Raw genomic sequence first — 25394 nt, 5'->3', positions numbered from 1 at the left:
ATAAATGATATTAAGTATGAATAAGCAGCCAAGTATTAATAAATTGTCCCAACCGATAGTTCAACAGTTAATTGATGGAGCTGATGCTTTGCGAGTAGGTGTGCAACAAGACAGCAGTGGAGTGACCATTGTTGATGCTGGCATTAATCACCATGGTGGTCTAGAAGCGGGTAGACTAATTAGTGAAATTTGTTTAGGGGGACTTGGTAATGTGTCGCTTACTCATACCAACACTGTTCCAAATTGGCCATTGTCTGTCTATGTGCATAGTTCAAATCCGGTACTTGCGTGCTTGGGTAGCCAATATGCTGGCTGGCAATTATCACATGGCGAAGGTAAAGACGCCTTTTATGCCTTAGGCTCTGGACCTGGTCGTGCAGCTTCACTACGTGAACCCTTGTATAAAGAATTGGCTTATGAAGACAAGAATGACAAAGTTTGTTTAGTCATGGAGGTCGATAAAAATCCACCTTCAGAATTGCTCGCAAAAATGTCTAAGCAATGTGGAGTTGATTCCAAGAACCTTACTGTAATACTCACTCCAACCAAGAGCTTAGCTGGTGTAGTTCAAGTAGTTGCTAGAGTATTAGAGACGGCTTTACATAAGACACATGAATTGAAATTCCCCTTAGAGAGAATTGTCGATGGAGCGGGTAGTGCGCCACTATGTCCTCCAATACCTGACTTTGTTCAGGCCATGGGAAGAACCAATGACTCCATTTTATTTGCAGGTCGTGTGCAGTTGTATGTCACTGGCTCCGACGATGACGCAAAAGCACTTGCCAATGACCTTCCTTCAAACACATCCAAAGACTACGGCAAGCCTTTTGCAAAAGTATTCGCAGATGCTAAGTACGACTTCTATCAAATAGATCAAATGTTATTCAGTCCTGCACAAGTGAGTGTGACTGCTATGGAGAGTGGCAACACATTCTTTGCTGGCGAAGTTAATTTAGATTTATTGAAAGAATCATTTGGTGGCTAGCAACGATCCCTGCATTGCCATCATCACTGATGATCCTGGCTGGCATGGACAACAGCTGAAAAAATCTCTTCAACAGCGTGGATATATGTCACGCTTTACACGTCTACAAGATTGTCATTTCGACTTAGATTCCGAGTCACCTCGAATAAATCTTCCTGGATTTTCCACTTTGCCTGCAGGTGTGTTTGTGCGTGGCGTGCCTGGTGGTAGTCTGGAAGAGGTAGTTTATTATTTAGATGTGTTACATGGCTTGGAATATGCCGGTGTCCCCGTCTTTAATAACACTCGTGGAATAGAACGCAGTGTTGATAAAGGCATGACGTCATATTTGCTTAAGCTGAATAAAATTGCTACGCCAAATTCTTTTATTAGTAGTGACTTACATCATATTCATAAGAAAATACGTAATTATATTGATGAAGGCAAAAAGCTGGTTCTTAAACCTATATTTGGTTCTCAAGGCAAAGGCGTACAGCTACTTGAGCATGCGTCACAATATATAGATTATTCAGAAATGCATGGTGTTATGTACATACAAGAATACGTCGATGCAGGTGAACGTGTTGGCGTTGATTATCGTGTATTTGTGATTGGTGACGAAGTTATTGCCAGTATGAAGCGGGTCGGTGAAAGTTGGATTACCAACGTGGCTCAGGGCGGTCATGTTGAGAGTATAAAACTTGATCAAGCAGTTGAGCAATTGGCGATTAATGCTACGCGTGTTACGCAGCTTGAATATGCAGGTGTAGATTTGATCAAAGATAAGCAAGGAAAATACTGGGTAACTGAGGTCAATAGTGTTCCGGCTTGGAAAGGTCTTCAACAAACTCTATCAGAGCCAGTTGTGGATGTTATTGTTACTTGTTTTCTTAAGCGCTGTGGGCTCAAACAACAGAATGACTAATAAAATTTCTGGCTATATTCAGTGCTACCAACAGGCCTGTTTACTTGAGTTACGTGCAATAAAGCCAGGAAACGTTGGTTATCATTCAAGTGGTCACGGCATGACTGTGGAACAGTTTGAGCTAAGTAGTAAAGTATCCGCTGCACCATTATTTAGTGAAAGCGCTGGTGTAGGGGAGCGTATTCTTAAAGCTGTTAAAGCTACTCAAGTTGAGGTAGCAGACAATACCAACCTAGGCATTATATTGCTGGTAGCACCAATAGCTGAGGTGCTTGTGAATGTGGGTTACAGTCAAAAGCTAAGAGATAACTTAAGTGATGTATTGTCTCGTTTGTCTATCAGTGATGCAAAACACTGCTACAAAGCCATTCAGCAAGCGATGCCGGGTGGAATGGGCGAAGTAGATGAGCAAGATATCTCAAGTGAACCTGACGTCAGTTTATTGAAGGCTATGCAGATGTCGGCTGAGAGGGACCGTATTGCTTACCAGTTTGCGAATGGTTTCTCAGATATTTTCGAACATAATTTGTCCATCTATAGAGAATATCTAGAGAAATGGGGTAGTCAGGAATGGGCTGCAACGGCTGTGTTTCTTAGTCAGTGGCTTAGAGAGCCAGATAGTCTGATAATTCGTAAAAATAGCCTATTAAAAGCACGTGAAATTAGTGATATGATTGCGCCTCTTGCCAAACAGGTGTTGGCGTCTAGAGATCCAACGGATCATGTTTCGGGGCTATTGTCATTAGACAGTGAACTGAAGAGCGCTGGAATTAATCCAGGGACGACTGCAGACTTAACAGTGGTTACTCTATTTGTAGCAATGTTAGAGAGGCAAGCATAAGGGACGAACTATAGTGTGAAGACTTACTAGTAGTTTTCATTAGGGAGGGGCCCATAACACAATTTTTATCGAAAATATTTACGGCTGTTTGTAAATAAACAATACTAATTAATTAGGAGAAATTAAATGGCAGTAGTCAACAGAGTAATGGTTGGTGAGTCACTTGTGAATGACAATGACCCATCTGGCACTATGGCAGAAATCGCTCATATCGATTTACTAATGGGCCCACGTGGTTCTGCAGTTGAGACAGCGTTCTGTAACGGTTTAGTAAATAACAAAGATGGTTTTTCTACTTTGCTAGCTGTTGTAGCACCTAACCTTCCTTGTAAGCCAAACACTATGATGTTCAATAAAGTGACCATCAAAGGCGCTACTCAAGCAGTACAAATGTTTGGTCCAGCTCAAGCGGCTGTTGCTAAAGCAGTTGCTGATAGTGTTGAAGACGGCACTATTCCAGCTGACGAAGCAGATGACATGTTTATCTGCGTTGGTGTATTTATTCACTGGGAAGCTAAGAGCGACGAAGCTATCTACGAGAATAATTACAAGGCTGTAAAAGAGTCTATCGAACGTGCTATCAAAGATGAGCCAAAAGCATCTACAGTTGTTGCACAAAAAGATTCTGCAGAGCATCCGTTCAAAGGATTCTAAGCAATTTCTTTATAGTAGTTCTAAATACCTCGGATTTAACAATCCGGGGTATTTTTTTGTCTGCGATTTAGCAGTAAAGTGTCAATATGAAATGCCAAGAATGTAACGCTGATGTCCTGCACTTAGATAACAATCACCTCAATGATTGTTGTGGCCTGACTTTGCAAGAATATGCAATTCGACATCATATGCCGTTGGACTTGTTAGTGCACGAATCTATGGTGAATGTGGTTGATGATATTGCAGATTATTCTCTGCCATCGGGTGATCCATCCAAACGAGCGTTATCTATTCTTAAAGCGTTGCAATTGTGTGGTGTGTTTGAAGAGGAAAATAGTTTTATAACTTTATCCAGTGAAATTAGACGACTTGATGAATTGCTATGGTATTTGCGTGAGTTGCAGGTTTATGGTTTTCAATATAGACAGGAATACACCTATACATCTACAAGTCATCGCGTAGTGACTAATAATTTAATTAAGACGCCCACTGCTTATTTGCATAAATTAACGTCTAATGATGATGAGTTGGACTTCGAGTTATTTCTTGCTGTGCTGATTGCGCAAGCAGGAGAGTTTCATAATGGCTATATATTTATATGTTTGCCAAATTGTGATGAAATAGATTTTCTACTGACACATTTAACTAGTGATTATCAAATTCGCTGGAAGAAGTTAGACGGTGAATTTGAAAAGCAGACATCTTTATTTAGAACCGAGTCATTGGAAGATGCGCAGCGACTGCTAGTATTAATTTCTTTGCATCTAAAAGATATACCTTGTGTATCGGAACGTTATTTTTCAGATGTACAGCATGCTGTTGTAAGTAAAGAGTTGGTGTTTGATTCTGCTCACTTTATTACTGATCATCCTGGCAAATGTGAGAATTTACATGGCGGCCGTTATACTTTGCATGTGAAGATTGAAGGACGTATTGATCCATTAACAGGATTTGTAGTGGACTATGGTTACCTCAAAGAAATTGTTAAGAAGCATGTTATAGAAAGATTAGATCATCAGAACTTAAATTTTGTGTGTGCAGATTTAGGTTGGCGTTCAAGCACAGAATTGTTGAATATATTTATCTGGGAACAGTTAATAGAGTTTTTGCCTGGCTTGGTTGAATTGCAAACCTATGAAACAACTCAATCTTTCTGTCAGTATCGTGGTCCTAGTTTAGAAGATATGCAAAAGAATAATGGCAAAACTCCACTTAAGCATTTCAGTCAGCCTGAGTTAGGCCGATCTGTATTGAGGCAGTTATTGCGCAGACATCAAAATACTAAGAGCTTAAAAGTTATTGCTAAATAATTTTCTTTAATAGTTTCTTATCAAATTTTCCTGAGTGCAGGCTGTTTGCAACTAGTATGCCTTGGATATTTAGCTGTTCTAGCTGTTTAATGTCATTGATATCTCTTGTGCCACCACCATAAAATATATTTTGATTGTTAAGTTCTTGAGATATTGTTTGAATGTACGCAAAGTTAGGGCCATTATTACTGCCTACATGACTCAGAGATAAAATTATAATCTCATTTGGCCAGGCGTTAAATTTTTGTAGTAGTGATGCAGGGCCAAGGATTTCATTATTCTTTATATCTATTGAGAGTAGTGGGTTATATTGATTAAGAAAATCCAGGTTCGTATTCAGTTCATCTATATGAGTATAGGATTCTGAGCCAATAACAGGACGCGCGTTACAGGTATTGTGCATTACTTGACCCCATAGTTCGCTCACGCGACCGAGATCGATCCAAAACTCAATATTAGGATACTTAGAACAGAGTGAAGGCCATAAATTATTATCTAATTGCTGTTTTTCTATGCAATCCAGATCAGCAATATAGATTGTTTTGAACTCAGCTAACGTTAAAATACCTTCTATTACACTACAAATATCTGGCTTATCGCAAAGTACGGAAGAAATGGATTGGTAGTTATCGCGATTACCCATCTGCGCTAGGACTACATTTCCTTGTTGATAATCTATAACCGGAATTATATTCATTACATGCGTTTATTCGTGACTGAATTCATCACTGGTGGTGGTTTTGCTAATCATCCATTACCACAAGGATTAAAACAAGAAGGCATGTTGATGCTTAGCTCGGTATTGAGGGATTGTTCTAATATAAAAGACCTTCAATTAACGACATGCCTGGATTCTCGTTTCACAATTGATAATAGTAATGTGGTCATACATACAGTTGAGAGCTCTACAGATTACATTAAACAAGTATCCTATTTGGCAGCAGGCAGTGATTACACATGGGTGATTGCACCTGAAAGTTCAGGAATACTAGAATCGATTGTCACGCAATTAAATTATGATGGTGTTTCCACAATAAATTGTGATGCTGAAAGCATTAGAATTACAGGAGATAAAATTAAGTGTACTTCATTTCTGTTAAATGTAGGAATTCCTTCAGCAGTTAATTTATCAGTTGAGGAGGCAAATATTTTCACTAGCAAGACAGTGATTAAGAATCGTTTTGGAGTAGGTTGTGAGGGTTTAAAAATATGTGACTCAGGTGCTTCTGCGTTAGAATATATCGATGATTTTAATCAATGGGTTGTACAACCTTATATTTTTGGCGAACATTTAAGTTTGTCCTTACTATGTAGTTCAGGGCAAGCTAAAATACTTGCATGTAATAAACAAATATTTTCTGGCGAACTGGAGCCAAAATTAGAAGCATGTCTCGTCAATGCTTTACCTATTGATAAGCAGATGGAGACACTTGCAAATAAAATTGCTACAGCGTTTCCTGGTTTGGCCTCTTATGTTGGAGTAGATATAATCGCAAGTGATGATGGTTATGTTGTTATAGATATTAATCCGCGATTGACTTCTTCTTATGCGGGCTTAAGTGAAGTCTTGAATATTAATCCAGCGGAAGTATGCATGAACACTATTATAAAAGGGAAGCTGCCTGAAGAAGTAATTTGTAATAGTCAAATTGCAGAGGTGTGCTTTGATTGATGACGTATTAACAAGAGCTGGTTGGGATATTGGTGGTGCGCATGTAAAGTTGGCATATATTGAAGACAATGAGCTATTTGTCCATCAATGGGATTGTCCGCTATGGAAGGGATTGGATGAATTAGTGTCGATTATTCATAAAGCAAAAATTTTAATTCCAGAAAGCATTATTAATCATCATGTCACCATGACCGGAGAGTTGGTTGATGTTTTTATTTCTAGAGAACAAGGAGTACAAGAAATTATGCGTGTATTCTTTGAGCAATTTCCTTTAGATGATAATGTCAGAATCTTTTCAAGGACAGGTTTAGTTGATCATAAAACAGCATTACTAGATACGTTATCAATCGCTTCAGCAAACTGGATAGCCAGTGGTCTCTGCGTCGGTCGTAACAATGACGATATTATTTTTGTCGATATCGGTAGTACTACAACAGATGTATTATCTGTTAAGGGAGGACAATTAGAGCTTAATGGCTTGTCAGACTTTGAAAGACTTTGTACTAGCGAGCTTGTTTATACTGGAGTAGTTCGTAGTTGTGTTAACACGATATGTCAAAAAATTCCTTATAAGGGAAGTTTTGTTCCGCTAATGGCTGAATATTTCGCTGTTTCTGCAGATATTTATAGAATATTGGGTTGGCTGCCGGATCATGCTGATTATGGTAATACAACAGATGGTCAACCTAAGGATAAAACATCGAGTATGCGGCGTTTAGCTCGTATGATTGGTGAAGATTATAGAGAACAAGATAAAGAAAACTGGATTTCAGTTGCAGAATATATTGCTATCCAACAAATGAAAATGGTTGAAGAGAGCATTAAAAATCAGGTTAAAACTCATGACGATAAACCCAAAATTGTTGGAGCCGGCATTGGCAGATTTTTAATTAAAAAAATTGCTAATGAATTGTTGCTTGATTATCAAGAATTTGCTCAATACATTATTCCGCCTGGGCTAAACTATGATGCTAATTGTTCAGATTGTGCGCCTGCTGTTGCGCTTGTTTTTCAATCGTAACTTTTATGCCTGGAATTTCTAAAATTACAAGCGTTGAAGTCCCATATTTTGAGGACGTTGCGCCAATTTTTTCATCATTTGCTCAATTACCTTGGGCGATATTTCTTGATAGTGGACGGCCAATGAGTAAATTTGGCCGTTATGAGATATTTTCAGCTTATCCCAAAAAAACATTTGTCACTCAAGGGAGATTAACTACCATTACTTCAGGGGGTAATCAGCAAATGGTGCCAGATGACCCTTTTGACTTGTTAGCAAGTGAGCTTTCTAGGAATTATATTGAATCAGATGATTTTCCATTTTCGGGTGGTGCATTAGGTTTTTTTTCTTACGATTTAGGAAGAAGAATAGAAAGCATCCCCAACTCGGCTATAGATGATATTGGTATTCCTGAGATGGCTGTTGGGATTTATCATTGGGCATACATAGCAGATCATATTGGTAAAAAAGCAATGGTGGTGGGCAATCTTTCTGAGCCACGTGTACGATTGAATTGGCAAGATATTATTGAAAAAGTTAGTAGTCAGAAAAATATAGTCCAGTACAGCAATAGCTATAGAGCTTTAAATAAAATTCAATCTAATATGACTGCTGAACAATATAAAGAAAAATTTTCTTCAGTTAAAAACTATATAGGTTCTGGTGATTGCTACCAAGTAAATCTGGCTCAGCGATTTACCGTGAATGTTGAAGGTGATTCTTGGTCAGGTTATCAACGGTTACGTAAAATCAATCCTTCTCCATTTAGTGCTTATATAAATATTCCTGAATGCAAAATATTGAGTGTTTCTCCAGAAAGATTTTTGCAAGTTAATGGCGATGTGGTTATAACAAAACCAATAAAAGGCACTAGGCCAAGATCTAATGATACTAAGATTGATCAAAAGTTACAGGAAGAATTGGTAAAAAGCACAAAAGACCGTGCAGAAAATGTAATGATCGTGGATCTGTTAAGAAATGATCTAAGTAAGTGTTGTGAGATAAATACTGTGAAGGTGACTAAATTGTTTGATATAGAAAGCTATCCAACGGTGCATCATTTGGTAAGTACTATTGAAGGTAAATTGCCAAGCAAAACATCTCCAGTAGAATTGTTGCGTGAATGTTTTCCTGGTGGTTCAATCACAGGCGCACCTAAGATCAGAGCTATGGAGATTATAGAAGAACTAGAACCTCATCGACGTGGATTATATTGTGGAAGTGTTGGATATATTGGCTTTAATAGAAAAATGGATACAAATATTGCAATAAGAACTGTAATACAAAAACATAATCAAGCATATTTTTATGCTGGTGGTGGGTTGGTTTGGGATTCTAAGGTTGATGAAGAATACCAAGAGACATTTGATAAAGCTGCTGCAATATTTAGGTTCTTTGAGCAATAGTGATTATTATAAAAATTGGTGGAAGTCTATATTCTTCAAGCTACTTGAAAGAGTGGTGTGATCAACTTGCTGGTATTAAAGTACCTATAATTATTGTTCCTGGTGGTGGGCCATTTGCAGATCAAGTACGTGATGTTGATAATAAATGGCATTTATCGGATAACACAGCTCATAATATGGCAGTAATGGGGATGCAGCAATTTGGCTGTCTGTTGATTAACATTAATAATAAGTTATCACCATTAGAATCTTCTAATAATTTATTTGCAGATAAGCCTTATGTGTGGTTGCCCTACCAAGATCTATCAACAGAATGCGACTATCCAAGGAATTGGCAAATCACATCAGATTCTCTTGCTGTATGGCTAGCATGTAAGATGTCTGCGAGTCATTTATGTCTGGTCAAGTCTGCTCAAATAGATATTTACTCAACTGATCAATATATATCAACAGAATTAGTTGACAGTTATTTTTCTGATGCTACGAAAAACTATTCCGGTCAAATACATTTTTATCATGCTTCTCAGTCCCAACATTTTATCTCTGACATAAATAATGGAAAATTCAACTGATTTACATCCATTCGAAACACTAGATCCGAGTTTTATTTTAGACGCGGTGGATAGCGTGGGATTTAAAACGGATGGGCGAGTAACAATTCTCAATAGTTATGAGAATAGAGTGTATCAAATTGGTATTGATGAGGCTGAACCTGTTATTGCCAAATTCTATCGCCCTGGGCGATGGACAAATGAGCAGATTCAAGAAGAACATTATTATTGTTATGAGTTGGCTGAAGCTGAACTACCTGTTGTTGCACCAATTAAAAATAAACAGAAAATTAGTTTATTTGAATACGGGAATTTTCGTTTTTCTTTATATCCACGAAAAGGAGGAAGGGCACCAGAATTAGATAATCTTGATAATTTAATTATTCTTGGGCGATTTCTTGCGCGTATTCATATGATAGGGGCTTCAGTATCCTTTGAATTTCGTCCAATAATTAATAGCCAAAGTTATGGTCATGAAAGTGTTAAATATATAAATGAAAATTTTATTCCAGATGAATTGAAAGTTGCGTATGAAACTTTAACGGATGATCTATTAAAGTTAATAGATTCGATAATGGATGACGCTAAAGATATGAAATTTATTAGAGCGCATGGAGATTGCCATATCGGGAATATGCTTTGGCGTGATGAACTTCCTCATTTTATAGATTTTGATGATTCAAGAATGGCACCGGCAATCCAAGATATCTGGATGTTATTGTCTGGTGATCGAAATGAGCAACAAATACAGCTGCGTGAAATAATAGAAGGGTATAATGAGTTTGCTGATTTTGATATAAATGAGTTAAAGCTAATTGAGAGTTTGCGTACTTTGCGAATGCTTCACTTTTCTGCATGGTTAGCGCGCCGCTGGGACGACCCAGCTTTTCCGCTAGGATTTCCGTGGTTTAATACGGCTCGTTATTGGGAAGAACACATTCTAAATTTGCGTGAGCAGTTATTTAACTTGCAAGAAGATGCAATTGATTTGTATTCTTGAGTAATAAATATACTGGTCAATTACCAACATTGACCAGTAGTATCGGTCCCGCCATTAGCAGAAGTTTTTTCACCGCGGTTATTAATTGTCATTGTGCTGCACTTAGCATCACCTGACTGACCACCGATTGCCGTTGCCGTTGCTGTAAAGCATGAGTTAACAGCACCGCTTACACATGCTCCAGGGATTGCTATAGCAATATTATAGAATCCTTCTTCTGATACATATGGATTAGCACCAAAGCCTAATTCAGTATTAATATCATTAGAATAAGAAAAATTTCGTGTAAAGAAGCGTTCTTGTGCTTGGGCAACTTGTAATAATGCAGCCATACCATCTGAGCGTCTGCCTTTCCTCATTTGTTCTGTGTATGCTGGTAGTGCAATGCTGGCTAAGATGCCAACAATGACTATGACAATCATTAATTCGATCAAAGTAAAACCTTGGTTGAATTTATGATTAGAAAATGAGTTTTTCACATATGCTTTCATTATACATCCTTATAATTGAATTTCTCGCCAAGACTTCCTTTCTCCTACACTTGTTGGTGCGCTGGCACCTGTGCCAGATAAGCCACCACCGCTAGCGCCGCCGCCGCCGCCAGATGCACCTGAAGATCCGCCGCTGCCACTACTTTGAGTGATAATGGTCGTTCCTCCTGTTCCTGTGTGAATAACCGGGGCAGAATGGATCCCGATCCCTAAGTCGACTGTATCAAGTGCTTCATTACTTCCACTTGAGTTAGTGCCACCTAAGCCAATGACATTGAATGGGAAAGCTGTGCCTGTTTGAATGTGTAATACACTTAAGAAGCTTTCACCAGCTGCATCACAGCTTCCTACTTCAGGCTTTACAGTTGTGTAAACTAAGAATTCATTAAACAGGCTGAGAGCATGAGAAATATTTCTTGTGCTTGGATCAGTAACAGGATTATCAAAATCTCTATACCAACCAGACTTGTTTATCTCGATATGGTTTTGTAATGCGCTCCAAGAAGTATAAGTAGGGTCATCAGTAGTACCATCTAAAAAGACTGATATTCCTGTGACATCTTCTAGCTCGCTTTTGTTTATTGTCTCGCTATAATTAACAGCTCCACTTGTTAATTTTTCCTTAACACCATAAAACGATTGCTGATCTGAGTTAGCTTTGTCGTTTAGAGTGTATAGCCGTCCTGTTCCAGAAAATACCCAGTGTTCATTTTGATTTCGTACAAGCAGTGGATCTGATACGAATGGTTGTCCTGGATCCAACAATGTAGTTGCAGTGTTTCCATTTAAGCGCATTAAACGGCCATCAAATTCCTGTGATGTACTGCTATCGTCTTCTACTGTACCAAAGTAGGCAGCATCACTCTGGTAATCAAAATCCCAGTCAACTGCAGAGACATCGCTAATGAATGTGTTTGCAATTCCCAGATCTTTAGGTCCAAAGTTAGTTTCAAAGGCTTTAGTTTTTAAATTATATTTAAAGATTTTAGCAGTTTGCGTTGAGCTAACAGAGCCCAAATCAGTTGGTCCAGATCCAAATACTAGATGCCATTCGTTATTAGCTCCGCTTTCATCAAACATGATTGTAGGAAGACTTGTGGTAAGCCCTAGCTCTGGGTGAGTGATTTCAGCAAGTAACTTTGGTGGTGACTCAGGATCAGTGACATCTAATACGACAATGGCTGAACGGAATGTCTCATCAGGAGTGCCCGTATTTCCATCATGATCAATTGCAATTGGGCTTCCACCCAAGCGCATTGCGGCAACTAGTATAGTTCCCCATCCTTCAACATATGTTGAATCGGGCGTGAATATTTTTACGTCAAATGCTTGAGGCGGGCTATCAATGTAATACACATGAGGATAGTCGTCTTCAGTGAGCCATCTTAAGTGAGGAAGTAAATTATAAGGTACATATGACCATATTTCGTCACCAAGTGCATGAGCTGTCTCACTCGTTACGCTAGTTTCAAATGTGTAGGTTGATTGATTAAAGAACCCTGCATTAAATGCGTGAATCATTCCATCATTAGCGCCAACAAATAGTATTTCACGACGATTTTGATGGGCTAACTTATAGTCTCTATAGCTATCATCATTATATAGGTTGTCATAGTTTTGATTTGGAGCGCCTACGATAGTTGGTGTTGAATGAATGATGTCACCTAAGCGCCATACTTCATCTGTTCCATCATTATCGTAATCGATTGTTCTTGAACGATAACCGCTAATCTCTTGACCACGAATATAATTGATGATGTTATCTGCTTCGACAGCCGTATCTGCATTTAGTAAACGATAACGATTAGTGTCTGTAGATGTGCTTCCTAGTTCAGATGGATCAAAATCTACCAGTTCACCGCTGTCAACTTCACCATCTAAGTCGCTATCGATATAAGTTAAAATATGACGGCCAGTCGATCCCACAGCGTTATACGATCTTTGCGTAGTGACGTTCGTGATCGATGCAAGATTATCTCGTGCATCCCATATTGTCTGTAGTTCAGTTTGGCTGACTGATTCAATGGCAGTTGTTGGCATATTATCAGTGTCACAATTGTATCGTGTTAATAAAGTTTCATTTGCAGTTGTATCAAATTCAATTGTAATAATCCTGTCTATGGAACAACTATCAAGTCTACCTTTTGTGCCAGTAGTATCATTGTCTTCTCTAAAGTTTCCATTTTGATCGATAAAAATTCCTCTTAATATCCCAGACCAAGAGACTGCGTTGATTCCATCTCTAAATAGTGGTTGGTACAATGCTTGGTATAATGCACCAGTTCCATTGACAGAGTTTGATGTAACCGCTGCAGCAGTACCCGAGGCAACGTTGTTAAGAATTGTATTGAAAACTGTTTGTAATGATGAATTCAATTGTGTCGGATTTGATACTGGGAAAAAGCTATCTGGGATACCATCTGGAGTTGAATTTCCATCTAAATCTTTTACATCCCACTCGCCATTACCTGGAAGATTATTTGCATCATAATCATTAAAGCCTCCATATTTTGCTGCATAGAATAGTGGATCCTCTAGTAAGCTAGCGCCAGATGCACCGATAGAATATGTTTGACTTGTTGCGGCATCACCAGTTTGGCAGTTAGTACAGCCCAATATACCTGCAGTAGGGTCTGTGTAGTTAAAATTATTTATGCCTGAGTGAACATGGAAACCATCTTGTGTTGTACCACTGATAATATAACCAAATCCCATTCTATAGCCAGTTGACTGTGCATCAACATCAGAAGTAATAGTAATTTGATTTGTCGCTGTATTAATTGAGTAACTTATTGTTCCTTTCATATCCTGATCATAATCACCACCTTGCTCGCTATCTTCCCAATTAACGTAAAAGGTACCAGTGCCAGCAGCAAAATCTTGCGCTAGAATTTTAAAGTCAACTATTGCACAGTTACCATTAATGCTGTCATTTCTACAACCAGGTAAGATTGATAATTGGTTTGTTGATGCAGGAATGGGAATAGAAATATTTGGCACAGCGGGAGATAGTGCAACAGAATATGTAGAGATTTGTTGGTTTGATGTTAAATCAGTTCTTATATCTTGTGTCCTTGCCCAGTGTGATAGTCCAGCTATATTAAAAGTTCCAGATAAACGAGGAGAGCCTGGACATGTCCCGCGCACGCTACCTAAGTTTGTAATTAATTTTGCGGTACATAGCTGGTCATTGTTTACACCATTTTCCCCTACAAAATATTGACTGCCTGAAATACCCTCTGCAACACCAACCGCATTGGTGAGTGTAGATGCCATTGTAGCCGAACCACTTGGTAAGCCAGACATATCTAAGCTGTCATTGTCATAAGAAACTTCACTGGCATTAATAACAATGATATTGCATGAAGCACAATAGTTGTCTGCATCTAACGGATCTACCCATGATTGTGTAGATAAACCAGTAATATAGTTGCCATCATTATTAGCTGAGAAATTCGTGTTTTCTGATAAGCCACCAAAATATCTCACGGCTTCAAGATACATTTCGCTGATTGGATTTCCCCAGTTAGAGCAGTTACCTTCAGTAAAGCTGTTTATACCCCATGAACAATTATCTGGAACATTGTAACGTCCATTATCGCTATATCCGTATCTTGATATTCTTAATGCATCCAGTGTAGTAACGATTCCAGCTGTACCTGTAAATATCCCATTAACACCTACTTCAGTAGAGAAGTCGCTAATGTTTTTTCTAACAACACCGCCAGATATATTGCTTTCATAGCTTCCAGTTAATAAGCCGAAGTGTATTTGACTGTCTTCACCATACTCTTGAAGTAAACCAGATGGTTTTAAAAATGTGCTGCCACTAGTGTCATATGATCTGCAATCTTCACTGCCAATTAATCCAGAAGCACAAACTTGTACTCTAGCGATATAATCAGTTGTTGTGCTTTCACCTAGGCCATCTGTACCTCTGTTTGGGTCACTGGTTTGTGAGCCTGTTGTATTGGTACCGCTGGAATTATCACCACGTTCATCATCGTAAGTACATTGCCATCTTTCGTTAGCAGCCCAATATCTGAAGTCACCATCGACAACTCGAATTAGTGGGGGTTCGTCTACATTTTGAGATTCACCATCTGTGCCAGTATCGGCAGTATATGTTGTGTTGCATAGTGTAATATCTGTCACGCTAAATGGAGTAAGTTGACTTATATCACTACCACCATAATACTTTGCAAAACTATGAGCATCAGTGGGTAGGTAAGATCTTTCTAAAACAGTTTCGGTAGTCGTATCTGTAGATCGTGTACCTCCATAAAGTACTTTTCTCAATATATCTACACGAGTCATAGTAGCCCAATTTAAAAAATTCCCACTCCATGAATTTGGAGAAACTACATCACAATAGTGATTGGTAGTTACTGCTGTTGGTTCAAATCTCCCATCAGTCGCATCATAGTCGTAACATTTCTGAGGATCAAAATAACCAAAATATTCAAATGCATTTGAATAAGTGGTTTCAGGAATATTATCATTAGTTAAATCATCCCAGTCCGTATAAGCTTTATAAAAGAGCTGATGATCATTAGACATGGTTAACATGACTAATGGGGTAGGTGGAGATGTTGTAGGTGGCTTGGAGGTAAAAGTGCCAGAGCTACCAGTAACACTAAATGCTGTAGATGTGTATATAACAACCAATATACCTAATAGAACTGGAGTTAATTTATCAAGGAATTTAATTTTCATATCTTTATCCTGTTAGATATTATGGCGTGCAATTAATCCCGCCACATACAGTACAATAAGAAGCATCATTACAATTACAATTTGGTGTCGCACCATAATTATTGTCAACTGCATATGCACTTTGAAGCATGACTTGTGACGCATCTGTGCCACCAGTTGCATATGCCGTAATTCGAAACATTCTTCTTGAATCTGTCGCACCAGAAGGAGGAGTAAATTCACACATGTCTTCAATCATATATTTTGCTGTTGTTCGAATGCCATTCAATACAACATCAACACTTTGTGCAGATGCCCATACAGCATGAGAGGGATCTTCTTGCCAGCCAGAAACATCTTGCTCGCGTGGATTAGTGCATACCCCAGCATTACAATTTTCATCTAAAGTCTGTGTTGGATTTGTTTCTACATCTCTTTCTCCAGAGCGTAATGCGGCTTCTGCTGCTTGAAATGCTAACTGTCTGTCAAAAGTATTACCTGACATTTTCTCTTCCATGGTAGCGGATCTAAGTGATGTAACACCTAGTACAGTCATTACAAGCAGTATGATTAAGCTAATCACTAAAACTGCACCGTTTTGATTTGATTTTATATTCATTTTTGAATTAGCCTGATAAAATTATAAATTTCGTATGTCCACAGTCATGTTTACAGATTGTCTAAATCTAAGATCACCTGCATGTGTAATAGTCGTTCCTGTGTCAGCAATTGATTCGTCTAGCAATACATAAGTTTCTGCATCATTTTCAGGTAGTGAATTTTCAGGAGCGAGCATTAATAATGAAATTCTTGCGCTAGTCACATTGGCCCACTCTACGGCTGTTATATTTGATGCATTAACATAACGATTAGCTATTCCGTCAGCATCAGTGTCTAGCCCATATAGAATTTGCATATTTTCAACACCATCAATGATGATTTCACTGGGAGCACTATTTACTTTTCTTTTCAGAGATGGAGTGCCATTTGTGCTAGTACCAATGAAAAATACTGTGGTGTTGAATCTCATTACATCTGCATCTAAATCAAAAGCCGGTGCGGAAGTTAATAATTGCGCAGTACTATTTCCTATACTGCCGCCAGTCGTTGAGTGGGCAATTATTCCAGATGCTATTGTAAATCCAGTCACTTGAAATATAGCTGAACGTTTGCAATCACTGATAATTGCAACATCATCAACAGATAATGCAACAGGACTGATATTCGCAGCAATTTGTGGGCTTGCAGAAGTGGTTGCCATGGCAGCGTTAAGTGCATGCTGCGTATCTGATACTCTTCTAACTACTAGAATATCAGTTCCACCTCTTACAATATCACCAGTCGTAGTGCCTATAGTTAAGCTAGTTGGAGTTATTGCACGGTCCCATGTGGTTGCATCAGTTGCATTAAATCCTTCTATAGGTTTCGTATGATCCGCTTCAAACGGTAATGAGCTGAGTGTGTCTACTATTGAAGATTCTCTATTGCAGCCATAATATCCAGCTGAACGTACTTCTTTTTGAATTATTTCTGATGCAAATCGATAAGCTTCTTGTATTCTGCTTATACTTTCTTGTGATGTATAAGCAATCTTATTGCTGGAAAACATACTAATTAAACCAGCAAGTATCACTATTACCAATATCATTGCAACTAACAGCTCTATCATTGATATACCTGATTGTATGCGTTGTGAAATTGGTGGACTTGAATGTCTCATGTTCGTAATTTAAGTATGTTTAGTTATAATTCAGTCTGAATGACAATGCTGTCAGAGAGTTGAGTGCCTAGTGCTGTAGCTTTATCTGATTCAGAAAAAGCTCGTCTGTCCCACTGAACAGTAATCTCATATACATCTGCAGTAAGAATAGTATTATCTTTTCTTACGCTGCCATTTCCATTTGGAAGATAAGTGCTCAAATCATTTTTCCACTCCCATAGATCATAATCTGCTAACTTATCTGGTGTGCAAGATACTGTCACAGTTGAACACATATCTGTAACAAGTGGTTGAGGTGCTGCAGCACTTATGAGTATGTCGTAAGTTCCATTATCAACTTCGCCTTTATTAGCTCGCATTCTGTCGAGTATGTCGTAAGCCAAAAATGTTGCTTGTGATCTTTGTCGTGCACTATCAGAATACTGCAAGCCACGCATTTGTAGATTTACTAGTCCTAGTAATCCTATGGATAAAATTAGTAATGCGACAAGAACTTCTAAAAGAGTAAATCCTTTGTAGTTAGAAGTGTTTTTTGAATGAATAGTTTTCATGATATTAGCAATTTGATGAAGGACGGTTTACCCAATTATTTCCAGCTAGAGCAATACAAATTCTTCTTGTTTGACTGGTCGATCCATTTGGGATTGTCATATTAAAATTTGCTGCTGCATTAACCGAACCATTGCCTTGATAAGTCACAAAATTAACCGATCCAGTTAGTGTGGTATCTCCAGTTACGGCTTCCCATTCCCTTAAAATATCAGAAACATTTGCGACAACACCGTCACCATCTGCATCGTTAAATACTATCCAACCTGTGGCCCAATCAGTGTCAGCAGCGCAAGAATCACCATCAGTAGATGAACATATAGTCACTCTTTGACCTCGGGTAAATGCTTCACTACGTGCTAGATTTAATCCAGAAACAAGTTCATTTGCTTGCGAAGTGATTCGGTTGTTTGCAATTAAACTTGCAAAACTAGGCACGCCAACAGTCAGTAATAGTGATGCAATCAATATTGTTACCATCAACTCTATTATGCTGAATCCTATTTGTTTCTCACTTGTTTGCATTTTTTACTCTACTTAAATTTTAATGATTACTACTTTACTTAATTTATCCTTGGCATTTTGATCAGCGCATATAACTCGCTTTGTTTCTCTGATGAGTGGCTATGTTCTTAAGCACTTGAAATTTCAGAAAAAATAACCCGCAAATTTTTCTCGATGAACGGTAATTACACTAATTTTTACCAGTATCGTAGGTACTTGTTTACACTTACTTTAGGTTTTCATCTGAGATACTTTTCACATAGTGACTTCATTAAAAATGGGCGGTGTTTTTTAGAAGATGGGAAATTAGGAAGTGCTATATAACTCACGTTATTTATTATATTTTCTATTTGAACTTCCTATCTATAATTGTAGATTGATATATATATTTGTGATTTAGATCAAATATTTCTATCTATTATGTATATGCATGAAAAAAATATAAATTCATAAGTTTTCTGGCGTAAGACTGTCATATACCTTATCTTTTGCCGGTCTCAAGGCAATAGTGAAAAGGAAAACTTCAATTCATACGAATATGGAAAATGTTGTTAATAATTTTTCGTGATCTATTTAAGGTTGAATTTTATGAAATACATAGAAGCTGCTTTATTAATTAGCCAAATTATTTTTCTATCGACTGTGGCAGCACAAGAGAATGTTCAGTTTTCTAGTGGTAATAAGCAGACTGTTTTTATAGAGTTGTTTACTTCACAAGGGTGTAGTAGCTGCCCACCAGCTGAACGTTGGATAAATTCATTTGAGAACAATAATAAACTTTGGGAAGAGATAGTGCCTATTGCTTTTCATGTTGACTATTGGGATAGGCTTGGTTGGCCTGATCCGTATGCTAATCATGCATATAGTACTAGACAGTATCGGCATCAACAGCAAGGTCACGTACGATCTGTTTATACACCAGGAATATTGGTGAATGGTAAAGAATGGCGTGGATGGATTAACGGTAAAGATTTTCCTCGTGGAAACGATGATGCTGGGATTTTGAGTTTCACTGCGACTTCGCAGAAAGTATTTATAAATTATTCTAAAACAACTAATGACCATGTGCTTAACGTGGCTTTATTAGGCGTCGGAATTAAGACAGATATTCAGCGTGGAGAAAATAGAGGAAAGGTGTTGGAGCAAGAGTTTGTGGCACTTTCTCATGATATGTACTCAGCTAACAAGGATCTCTGGGAAATTGATTTGCCTAAAGAAGCATCTGAGAATGTAGAACGTTATGCATTAGCTATTTGGGTGAGTAGTATGGACGATATTTCTCCGATTCAAGCAACAGGTTATTGGATACCGTCAAAATGGATTAATGACTAAAATTATCTATTAATTTTGACATTCTAAGTTGCAATGACCATTTTCTATTTGGATTGTCGCATGGTGTATTCCGTATTTTTCTTTAAGTTCACTTGCAGCTTGATGTAGTAAATTATCATCCACTTTTTCTGACTGGCGTAATAAATGTGCTGTCAAAGCTACTTGGGTAGTACTCATTGCCCAAATGTGTAAGTCATGTATTTCAATAACATCGGGTAAGCTAAGTAAATATTTTCGTACTAACTCAGTATCTATATTATTTGGTACTCCATCAACGGATAAATTAAATGAATCTTTAATTAGGCCCCAAGCACTAACTGCTATAACTATAATAATTAATAGACTAAGTATGGGGTCTATCATTGTCCAACTTGTAAAGTAAATGACAATTCCTCCAACCACAACCGCAACGGATACTATTCCATCAACGATCATATGTAAGAATGCGCCCTTAACATTTAAATCGTCGTCTTTGTGATTAACAAACAATGCAGCAGTAATAAAATTAATCACAATTCCAATGCTTGCCACAACAATTATCGTCAAGCTATCAGGTTCGATTAATTTATCTAAACGTTGAATGGCTTCTATTGCAATGAATGCCATAGTAACAACTAGCGTAAGCCCGCTAGTAAGAGCCGCAAGAATGGTTGCGCGACGATACCCGTAAGTATGGCTATCTGTGGGTTTAACTGAAGCAAGAATATTTGCACCCCAGGCGAGTAGCAATATGAGTACGTCACTGAAATTGTGACCAGCATCAGCCAATAAAGATAATGAATTTGACAAGAATCCAAATGTTGCTTCGACAATCACGTAAGCAACGTTAATTGTTGCACCAATTAAAAACGCCTTATTGCTTGAAGGTGCATTATGGTGATGATGGTGATGCATTGTTTTCCTTAAATTTCTCTATAACAGGATAGTTTGCTTATAGTGGTTTGTTAATGATGCCAGTATTTCGGTTCATATATTTTTTTACGTGTAGATAAATATATGAAATGTAACAAAATATTGACGCTGCCGCATAAATTTTATAGCAATACAACATTTTGCCGATAGTATGACCAAGTATCTATTGGCATGAAAATAGCTAGATACTTGAATGAGTTATTTTACGTAAGCTTGATGCGTAATGCTCAAATCAAAGGGACTATATATAGACTAAATAATGCAATATAAAATTAATAAAGGCCTAAAGTTGCCAATAACAGGTACACCTAAGCAAACAATTGAAGGGTTACCCAATATATCTCGCGTTGCTGTGCTTGGTAGAGAGCATGTAGGCATGAAACCTACAATGCTCGTGAAAGAAGGAGATCGTGTAAAACTAGGTCAACCTTTATTCACAGATAAAAAAAATCCTCGTGTTCAATATGTTGCACCCGGTGCTGGTGAGGTTGAAGTAATCCATCGTGGTGCCAAACGTGTCTTCCAATCACTTGTTATTCGTTTAGAAGGTGATGAAGAAATTACTTTCCAAGTACATGCGACTAATAACTTAAAGCAATTAGATAGAGGCAGCATAGTCGAGCAGTTATTGGACTCAGGTCTGTGGGTAGCAATGCGAACACGGCCATATAGTAAATCTCCAAATCCGGACAATATTCCCAATTCAATCTTTGTTACAGCAATGGATACGCGGCCTTTAGCAGCTGACCCAGATGTGGTTATCTCTGAATACCTGCAGGATTTTAAGAATGGATTAAATATTTTAACACGTCTAACTGAAGGCAGTGTCTATGTCTGTTGTGCTCAAGAAAATTCATTAAAGTTACAAAAAGATGAACGAATTAAAAAAGCTATCTTTGAAGGACCACATCCAGCAGGTATACCCGGCACTCATATTCATTATATTGATCCTGTTAATGCAAATAAGTCAGTTTGGCATTTGAATTATCAAGATGTAATTGCTTATGGCAAACTATTTACTGAAGGAAAAATTTGGACTGATCGTATTATTTCATTAGCTGGTCCAGCAATAAAAAATCCAAGATTATTACGTGTGCGCCTAGGCGCTAGCACTGATGATATTATTGAAGGTGAAGTTAAATCTGGTGAAACGAGAATAATTTCGGGTTCAGCACTTTCCGGTTGGCGTGCAGCTGGATGGGCAAGCTTCTTGGGGAGATTTAATTTGCAAATTACTGCAATCTTTGAAGGACGTGAGAGAGAGTTCTTTGGTTGGATAGTTCCTGGGATGAAAAAATATTCTAAATCAAACGCGTTGTTATCTAGTTTCTTTAGAAAGCAAGCCAAATTTGATTTTACGACTACACAAAATGGAAGCCCGCGAGCCATGGTTCCAATTGGTGTATACGAAAGAGTGATGCCGTTAGATATTCTTCCGACGCAACTACTACGAGCATTAGTGACTAAAGATACTGATCTTGCGCAAGCGTTAGGTTGTCTCGAATTAGACGAGGAAGATTTAGCTTTGTGCACTTTCGTATGTCCAAGTAAATACGAATTTGGGCCTATGTTGAGAGAAAATCTTATCCAAATAGAGAAGGAAGGTTAATGTCAAAATTAAGAAAATATTTGGATAGTATTCACCCGCACTTTATAAAAGGTGGACGGTATGAAAAATTCTATTCATTATATGAGATGGTGGATACGTTTTTATATACACCATCTGATGTTACGCCTCATGCTCCTCATGCTAGAGATGCATTAGATATTAAACGAGTAATGACTTATGTCGTTATTGCAACACTACCTTGTATATTAATCGGACTTTGGAACATTGGATATCAAGCAAATACCGCTATGGCTACTATGGGCATAGAGCAAGCACCTGGATGGCGCGGTTCAATATTGTCGTTATTTGGTTTTTCTTATGATGCAAGCAATCCGCTGGGTAACTTTCTTCATGGTTTTATGTACTTCTTTCCAATTTACTTTGTCACCCTTTTAGTAGGTGGTATTTGGGAGGTTATTTTTGCTGCTGTTCGTAATCATGAAGTTAATGAGGGTTTTTTAGTGACATCTATGCTTTTCGCGTTGACGTTACCGCCTGACATTCCATTGTGGCAAGTTGCGTTAGGAATTAGTTTCGGTGTTGTGATTGGAAAGGAAGTATTTGGAGGGACAGGTAAAAACTTTCTAAACCCTGCGTTAACGGGTCGGTGTTTCTTATTTTTTGCTTATCCAGCACATATGTCTGGAGATGCGGTATGGACTGCCGTTGATGGATTTTCAGGCGCTACACCTCTTGGTTTAGCTGCGTTAGATGGCATGCAAGCTATTTTTGCAAATGGTGTCACATGGACGCAAGCGTTTATGGGTTCCATTCAGGGCTCAATTGGTTCTACATCAACACTTGCATGTATTCTTGGTGGAATGTTTTTAATGTACACGCGTATCGCATCTTGGCGTATTATTTTTGGTGTATTCGGAGGTATGGTCATAACTTCTACGTTGCTTAATTGGATTGGCAGCGATACTAACCCTATGTTTGCAATGCCTTGGTATTGGCATTTAACGTTAGGTGGATTTGCTTTTGGCATGATGTATATGGCAACAGATCCTGTGTCCGCGTCTATGACCGATGTTGGTCGCTGGACATTTGGTTTCTTGATTGGCTTTATGACAGTGTTGATTCGTGTCATTAATCCAGCTTTTCCTGAAGGAATCATGCTGGCAATTTTATTTGCTAATATTTTTGCTCCTCTCATTGATCACTTTGTAGTGCAGGTGAATGTAAGGAGGCGTAAAAGAAATTATGTCTAAAGATAGTACGACAAATATTTTGCTAGTGGCTATCACGCTATGTCTTGTGTGCTCAGTTATAGTTTCAACAGCAGCGGTTAAGCTGAGACCTCAACAGGAGATGAATAAAATATTAGATCAAAAAATCAATATTTTAAAAGTGTCTGGTCTATGGCAAGACGGTGCCGATATAGAAAGTTTATTTTCTTCAATTGATACACGCATTATTAATTTAGACACAGGTGAAGTGACTGATGAAATTGATGTTGCCACTTTTGATCAGCGCAAAGCATCGAAGATAGCTGAGTTAAGTATAAAACTAGATGATGATGTTGATGTCGCTAATATTAATCGCCGTTCGAATTTTGCAAAAATATTTCTAGTCAAAAATGATAATAAAATTGATCGCTATGTTTTTCCAGTGCATGGTTATGGGCTATGGTCAACTCTTTATGGCTATGTCACATTAGAAAAAGATATGAATACGATTTATGCACTTAAGTTTTATGATCATCGTGAAACACCTGGTTTAGGTGGTGAAGTTGATAACATAAAGTGGCAGTCATCATGGAAAGGAAAGAAGTTGTTTGATGCTGATGGTCAATTAGCACTTAAAATAATAAAAGGCTCGGTAGTTCCTGGTAATGCTGAAGAAAGTTATCAAGTTGACGGTCTATCTGGAGCAACATTAACCAGTGATGGAGTAACTAATATGTTTCATTTCTGGATGGGTGAGCTTGGATTCGAAAAATTTATGAATAAAGTTCGTGCTGGAGAAGTATTATGAGTGAAAGTGCAAAAAAAGTAGTGCTCGATCCGTTGATTGATAATAATCCAATCACGCTACAAATATTAGGTGTTTGCTCTGCATTAGCGGTCACGACCACGTTAGGTGCGACGTTAATTATGTGTTTAGCATTAACATCTGTGACTGCATTGTCTAATGCTTCAATCAGTATGATTCGAAATCATATTCCAAGCAGCATACGTATTATTGTTCAAATGACTATTATTGCCTCATTGGTGATTGTAGTAGATCAAATATTAAAAGCTTATGCTTATGATGCGAGTAAAACTTTATCCGTATTTGTTGGATTAATTATCACAAACTGCATCGTATTAGGTAGAGCAGAAGCATTCGCAATGAAAAACCCGGTAGGTATTAGTTTTCTGGATGGTGTTGGCAATGGATTGGGTTATAGCGTGGTATTGATTTCGGTTGCTATTGTTAGAGAATTATTTGGTTCTGGTTCGTTATTAGGATACACAATTTTTCCACTAACTAAAGAAGGGGGTTGGTATGAGCCAAATGGATTAATGCTACTTCCTCCTAGTGCCTTCTTTATTATTGGTCTTATGATATGGGGAGTACGTTCATGGAAACCTCAACAGATTGAGAAACGTGAATACCAAGTTCATCGTATTCACCGTACGGAGACGTACTAATGGATGTGACAATAAGTTTATTGATCAAAGCGATATTTGTTGAAAATTTGGCGCTGTCTTTCTTTTTAGGCATGTGCACATTTTTAGCGGTATCAAAGAAAATTGAAACAGCATTAGGTTTGGGTGCTGCAGTTATTGCAGTACAAGTTATTACTGTTCCAGCTAATAACCTGTTGTTTCAATATGTGCTAAAAGATGGAGCATTATCTTGGATGGGATTTCCCGAAGTTGATTTAAGCTTCTTAGGGTTAATTAGCTATATTGGTGTAATAGCAGCCATGGTCCAAATTATGGAAATGGTATTAGATCGATTTTTTCCTGCATTATATAACGCGTTAGGTGTGTTCTTACCTTTGATTACAGTTAATTGTGCGATTTTAGGAGGATCACTATTTATGGTAGAGCGTGATTATAATTTTACTGAAAGTGTGACTTATGGAGTGGGTTCTGGAATAGGTTGGGCATTAGCGATTACCGCATTAGCAGGTATTAGAGAAAAATTAAAATACAGTGATGTACCAGACGGACTGCAAGGTCTTGGAATTACTTTTATTACTGTAGGATTAATGTCAATGGGCTTTATGGCATTTTCAGGCATTCAATTGTAGAACATGGAAGTATTG

Annotated in this window: 24 protein-coding genes; 16 read left to right on the top strand and 8 right to left on the bottom strand. The window is 38.0% G+C overall.

Annotation, left to right across the window (positions count from 1 at the left end):
- Nucleotides 1-16: 16 nt before the first annotated feature.
- The 5 genes from mch to R8G33_04690 all read left to right on the top strand — a co-directional run bounded on the left by mch (nucleotide 17) and on the right by R8G33_04690 (nucleotide 4694).
- The gene (gene mch / locus R8G33_04710) at nucleotides 17-985 is read left to right on the top strand and encodes a methenyltetrahydromethanopterin cyclohydrolase (GenBank protein ID MDW3094958.1); all 969 of its coding nucleotides are present in this window, start codon (nucleotides 17-19) and stop codon (nucleotides 983-985) included.
- Nucleotides 978-1889: a RimK family alpha-L-glutamate ligase gene (locus tag R8G33_04705; GenBank protein ID MDW3094957.1), complete on the top strand. Its 912-nt coding sequence runs from the start codon at nucleotides 978-980 to the stop codon at nucleotides 1887-1889. The genes mch and R8G33_04705 overlap by 8 nt, the downstream gene beginning before the upstream one ends.
- Nucleotides 1882-2730 (top strand): triphosphoribosyl-dephospho-CoA synthase, encoded by an 849-nt coding sequence (locus tag R8G33_04700; protein MDW3094956.1) that lies wholly within the window; start codon nucleotides 1882-1884, stop codon nucleotides 2728-2730. Before R8G33_04705 ends, R8G33_04700 begins: the two co-directional genes overlap by 8 nt.
- 126 nt (nucleotides 2731-2856) lie before the next feature.
- A complete protein-coding gene (fae, locus tag R8G33_04695) occupies nucleotides 2857-3384 on the top strand; it encodes a formaldehyde-activating enzyme (protein MDW3094955.1) in 528 nt (175 codons plus the stop codon).
- Between the two features lie 86 nt (nucleotides 3385-3470).
- The gene (locus tag R8G33_04690) at nucleotides 3471-4694 is read left to right on the top strand and encodes a 6-carboxytetrahydropterin synthase (protein MDW3094954.1); all 1224 of its coding nucleotides are present in this window, start codon (nucleotides 3471-3473) and stop codon (nucleotides 4692-4694) included.
- Here R8G33_04690 and R8G33_04685 read toward each other — a convergent pair.
- Nucleotides 4687-5391, bottom strand: coding sequence for a HisA/HisF-related TIM barrel protein (locus R8G33_04685; GenBank protein MDW3094953.1), 705 nt, complete (start codon nucleotides 5389-5391; stop codon nucleotides 4687-4689). The genes R8G33_04690 and R8G33_04685 overlap by 8 nt on opposite strands.
- Before the next feature lie 15 nt (nucleotides 5392-5406).
- Here R8G33_04685 and R8G33_04680 point away from each other — a divergent pair, with 15 nt between their 5' ends.
- Genes R8G33_04680 through R8G33_04660 form a run of 5 tightly spaced genes read left to right on the top strand, consistent with a single transcriptional unit; the run spans nucleotide 5407 to nucleotide 10323 of the window.
- Entirely contained in the window at nucleotides 5407-6366 is a 960-nt protein-coding gene (locus R8G33_04680; protein ID MDW3094952.1) for an ATP-grasp domain-containing protein, read from the top strand.
- Nucleotides 6359-7387, top strand: a complete 1029-nt coding sequence (locus tag R8G33_04675; GenBank protein ID MDW3094951.1) for a hydantoinase/oxoprolinase family protein — start codon at nucleotides 6359-6361, stop codon at nucleotides 7385-7387. Before R8G33_04680 ends, R8G33_04675 begins: the two co-directional genes overlap by 8 nt.
- A gap of 5 nt (nucleotides 7388-7392) precedes the next feature.
- Nucleotides 7393-8772, top strand: a complete 1380-nt coding sequence (pabB, locus tag R8G33_04670) for an aminodeoxychorismate synthase component I (GenBank protein ID MDW3094950.1) — start codon at nucleotides 7393-7395, stop codon at nucleotides 8770-8772.
- Nucleotides 8772-9344 carry an amino acid kinase gene (locus R8G33_04665; protein MDW3094949.1) on the top strand — a complete coding sequence of 191 codons (573 nt, stop codon included), beginning with the start codon at nucleotides 8772-8774 and terminating at the stop codon, nucleotides 9342-9344. The genes pabB and R8G33_04665 overlap by 1 nt, the downstream gene beginning before the upstream one ends.
- Complete coding sequence (locus tag R8G33_04660) at nucleotides 9328-10323, top strand: serine/threonine protein kinase (protein ID MDW3094948.1); 996 nt, start codon at nucleotides 9328-9330, stop codon at nucleotides 10321-10323. The genes R8G33_04665 and R8G33_04660 overlap by 17 nt, the downstream gene beginning before the upstream one ends.
- A gap of 20 nt (nucleotides 10324-10343) precedes the next feature.
- Here the strand turns inward: R8G33_04660 and R8G33_04655 are convergent, their stop codons facing one another.
- Genes R8G33_04655 through R8G33_04630 form a run of 6 tightly spaced genes read right to left on the bottom strand, consistent with a single transcriptional unit; the run spans nucleotide 10344 to nucleotide 18303 of the window.
- A complete protein-coding gene (locus R8G33_04655; GenBank protein MDW3094947.1) occupies nucleotides 10344-10814 on the bottom strand; it encodes a type IV pilin protein in 471 nt (156 codons plus the stop codon).
- A 9-nt stretch (nucleotides 10815-10823) separates the two neighbouring features.
- On the bottom strand, nucleotides 10824-15530 hold the full coding sequence (locus R8G33_04650) for a PilC/PilY family type IV pilus protein (protein MDW3094946.1): 4707 nt from the start codon (nucleotides 15528-15530) through the stop codon (nucleotides 10824-10826).
- A 19-nt stretch (nucleotides 15531-15549) separates the two neighbouring features.
- On the bottom strand, nucleotides 15550-16128 hold the full coding sequence (locus R8G33_04645) for a PilX N-terminal domain-containing pilus assembly protein (GenBank protein ID MDW3094945.1): 579 nt from the start codon (nucleotides 16126-16128) through the stop codon (nucleotides 15550-15552).
- Nucleotides 16129-16149: 21 nt separating this feature from the next.
- Nucleotides 16150-17229: a PilW family protein gene (locus R8G33_04640; protein ID MDW3094944.1), complete on the bottom strand. Its 1080-nt coding sequence runs from the start codon at nucleotides 17227-17229 to the stop codon at nucleotides 16150-16152.
- Nucleotides 17230-17252: 23 nt separating this feature from the next.
- A complete protein-coding gene (pilV, locus tag R8G33_04635) occupies nucleotides 17253-17780 on the bottom strand; it encodes a type IV pilus modification protein PilV (GenBank protein MDW3094943.1) in 528 nt (175 codons plus the stop codon).
- A 4-nt stretch (nucleotides 17781-17784) separates the two neighbouring features.
- Nucleotides 17785-18303, bottom strand: coding sequence for a GspH/FimT family pseudopilin (locus tag R8G33_04630; protein ID MDW3094942.1), 519 nt, complete (start codon nucleotides 18301-18303; stop codon nucleotides 17785-17787).
- Between the two features lie 567 nt (nucleotides 18304-18870).
- Between R8G33_04630 and R8G33_04625 the strand changes: the two genes are divergently transcribed.
- Nucleotides 18871-19614, top strand: coding sequence for a DUF1223 domain-containing protein (locus tag R8G33_04625; protein MDW3094941.1), 744 nt, complete (start codon nucleotides 18871-18873; stop codon nucleotides 19612-19614).
- A 9-nt stretch (nucleotides 19615-19623) separates the two neighbouring features.
- On the opposite strand, the gene R8G33_04620 is transcribed toward R8G33_04625, so the two are convergent.
- Nucleotides 19624-20508, bottom strand: a complete 885-nt coding sequence (locus R8G33_04620) for a cation diffusion facilitator family transporter (protein ID MDW3094940.1) — start codon at nucleotides 20506-20508, stop codon at nucleotides 19624-19626.
- 277 nt (nucleotides 20509-20785) lie between these two features.
- Here R8G33_04620 and R8G33_04615 point away from each other — a divergent pair, with 277 nt between their 5' ends.
- Genes R8G33_04615 through nqrE form a run of 5 tightly spaced genes read left to right on the top strand, consistent with a single transcriptional unit; the run spans nucleotide 20786 to nucleotide 25379 of the window.
- The gene (locus R8G33_04615; protein MDW3094939.1) at nucleotides 20786-22135 is read left to right on the top strand and encodes a Na(+)-translocating NADH-quinone reductase subunit A; all 1350 of its coding nucleotides are present in this window, start codon (nucleotides 20786-20788) and stop codon (nucleotides 22133-22135) included.
- Nucleotides 22135-23346, top strand: a complete 1212-nt coding sequence (locus tag R8G33_04610; GenBank protein ID MDW3094938.1) for an NADH:ubiquinone reductase (Na(+)-transporting) subunit B — start codon at nucleotides 22135-22137, stop codon at nucleotides 23344-23346. The genes R8G33_04615 and R8G33_04610 overlap by 1 nt, the downstream gene beginning before the upstream one ends.
- Nucleotides 23339-24112 (top strand): Na(+)-translocating NADH-quinone reductase subunit C, encoded by a 774-nt coding sequence (locus tag R8G33_04605; GenBank protein ID MDW3094937.1) that lies wholly within the window; start codon nucleotides 23339-23341, stop codon nucleotides 24110-24112. The genes R8G33_04610 and R8G33_04605 overlap by 8 nt, the downstream gene beginning before the upstream one ends.
- The gene (locus tag R8G33_04600) at nucleotides 24109-24771 is read left to right on the top strand and encodes an NADH:ubiquinone reductase (Na(+)-transporting) subunit D (GenBank protein MDW3094936.1); all 663 of its coding nucleotides are present in this window, start codon (nucleotides 24109-24111) and stop codon (nucleotides 24769-24771) included. Before R8G33_04605 ends, R8G33_04600 begins: the two co-directional genes overlap by 4 nt.
- Entirely contained in the window at nucleotides 24771-25379 is a 609-nt protein-coding gene (gene nqrE / locus R8G33_04595) for an NADH:ubiquinone reductase (Na(+)-transporting) subunit E (protein ID MDW3094935.1), read from the top strand. Before R8G33_04600 ends, nqrE begins: the two co-directional genes overlap by 1 nt.
- Nucleotides 25380-25394: the final 15 nt, after the last annotated feature.

This window comes from Gammaproteobacteria bacterium, from assembly GCA_033344735.1.
In the GTDB taxonomy this organism is placed as follows: domain Bacteria; phylum Pseudomonadota; class Gammaproteobacteria; order UBA4575; family UBA4575; genus UBA1858.
This window is presented reverse-complemented; position numbering and strand designations above follow the sequence as displayed.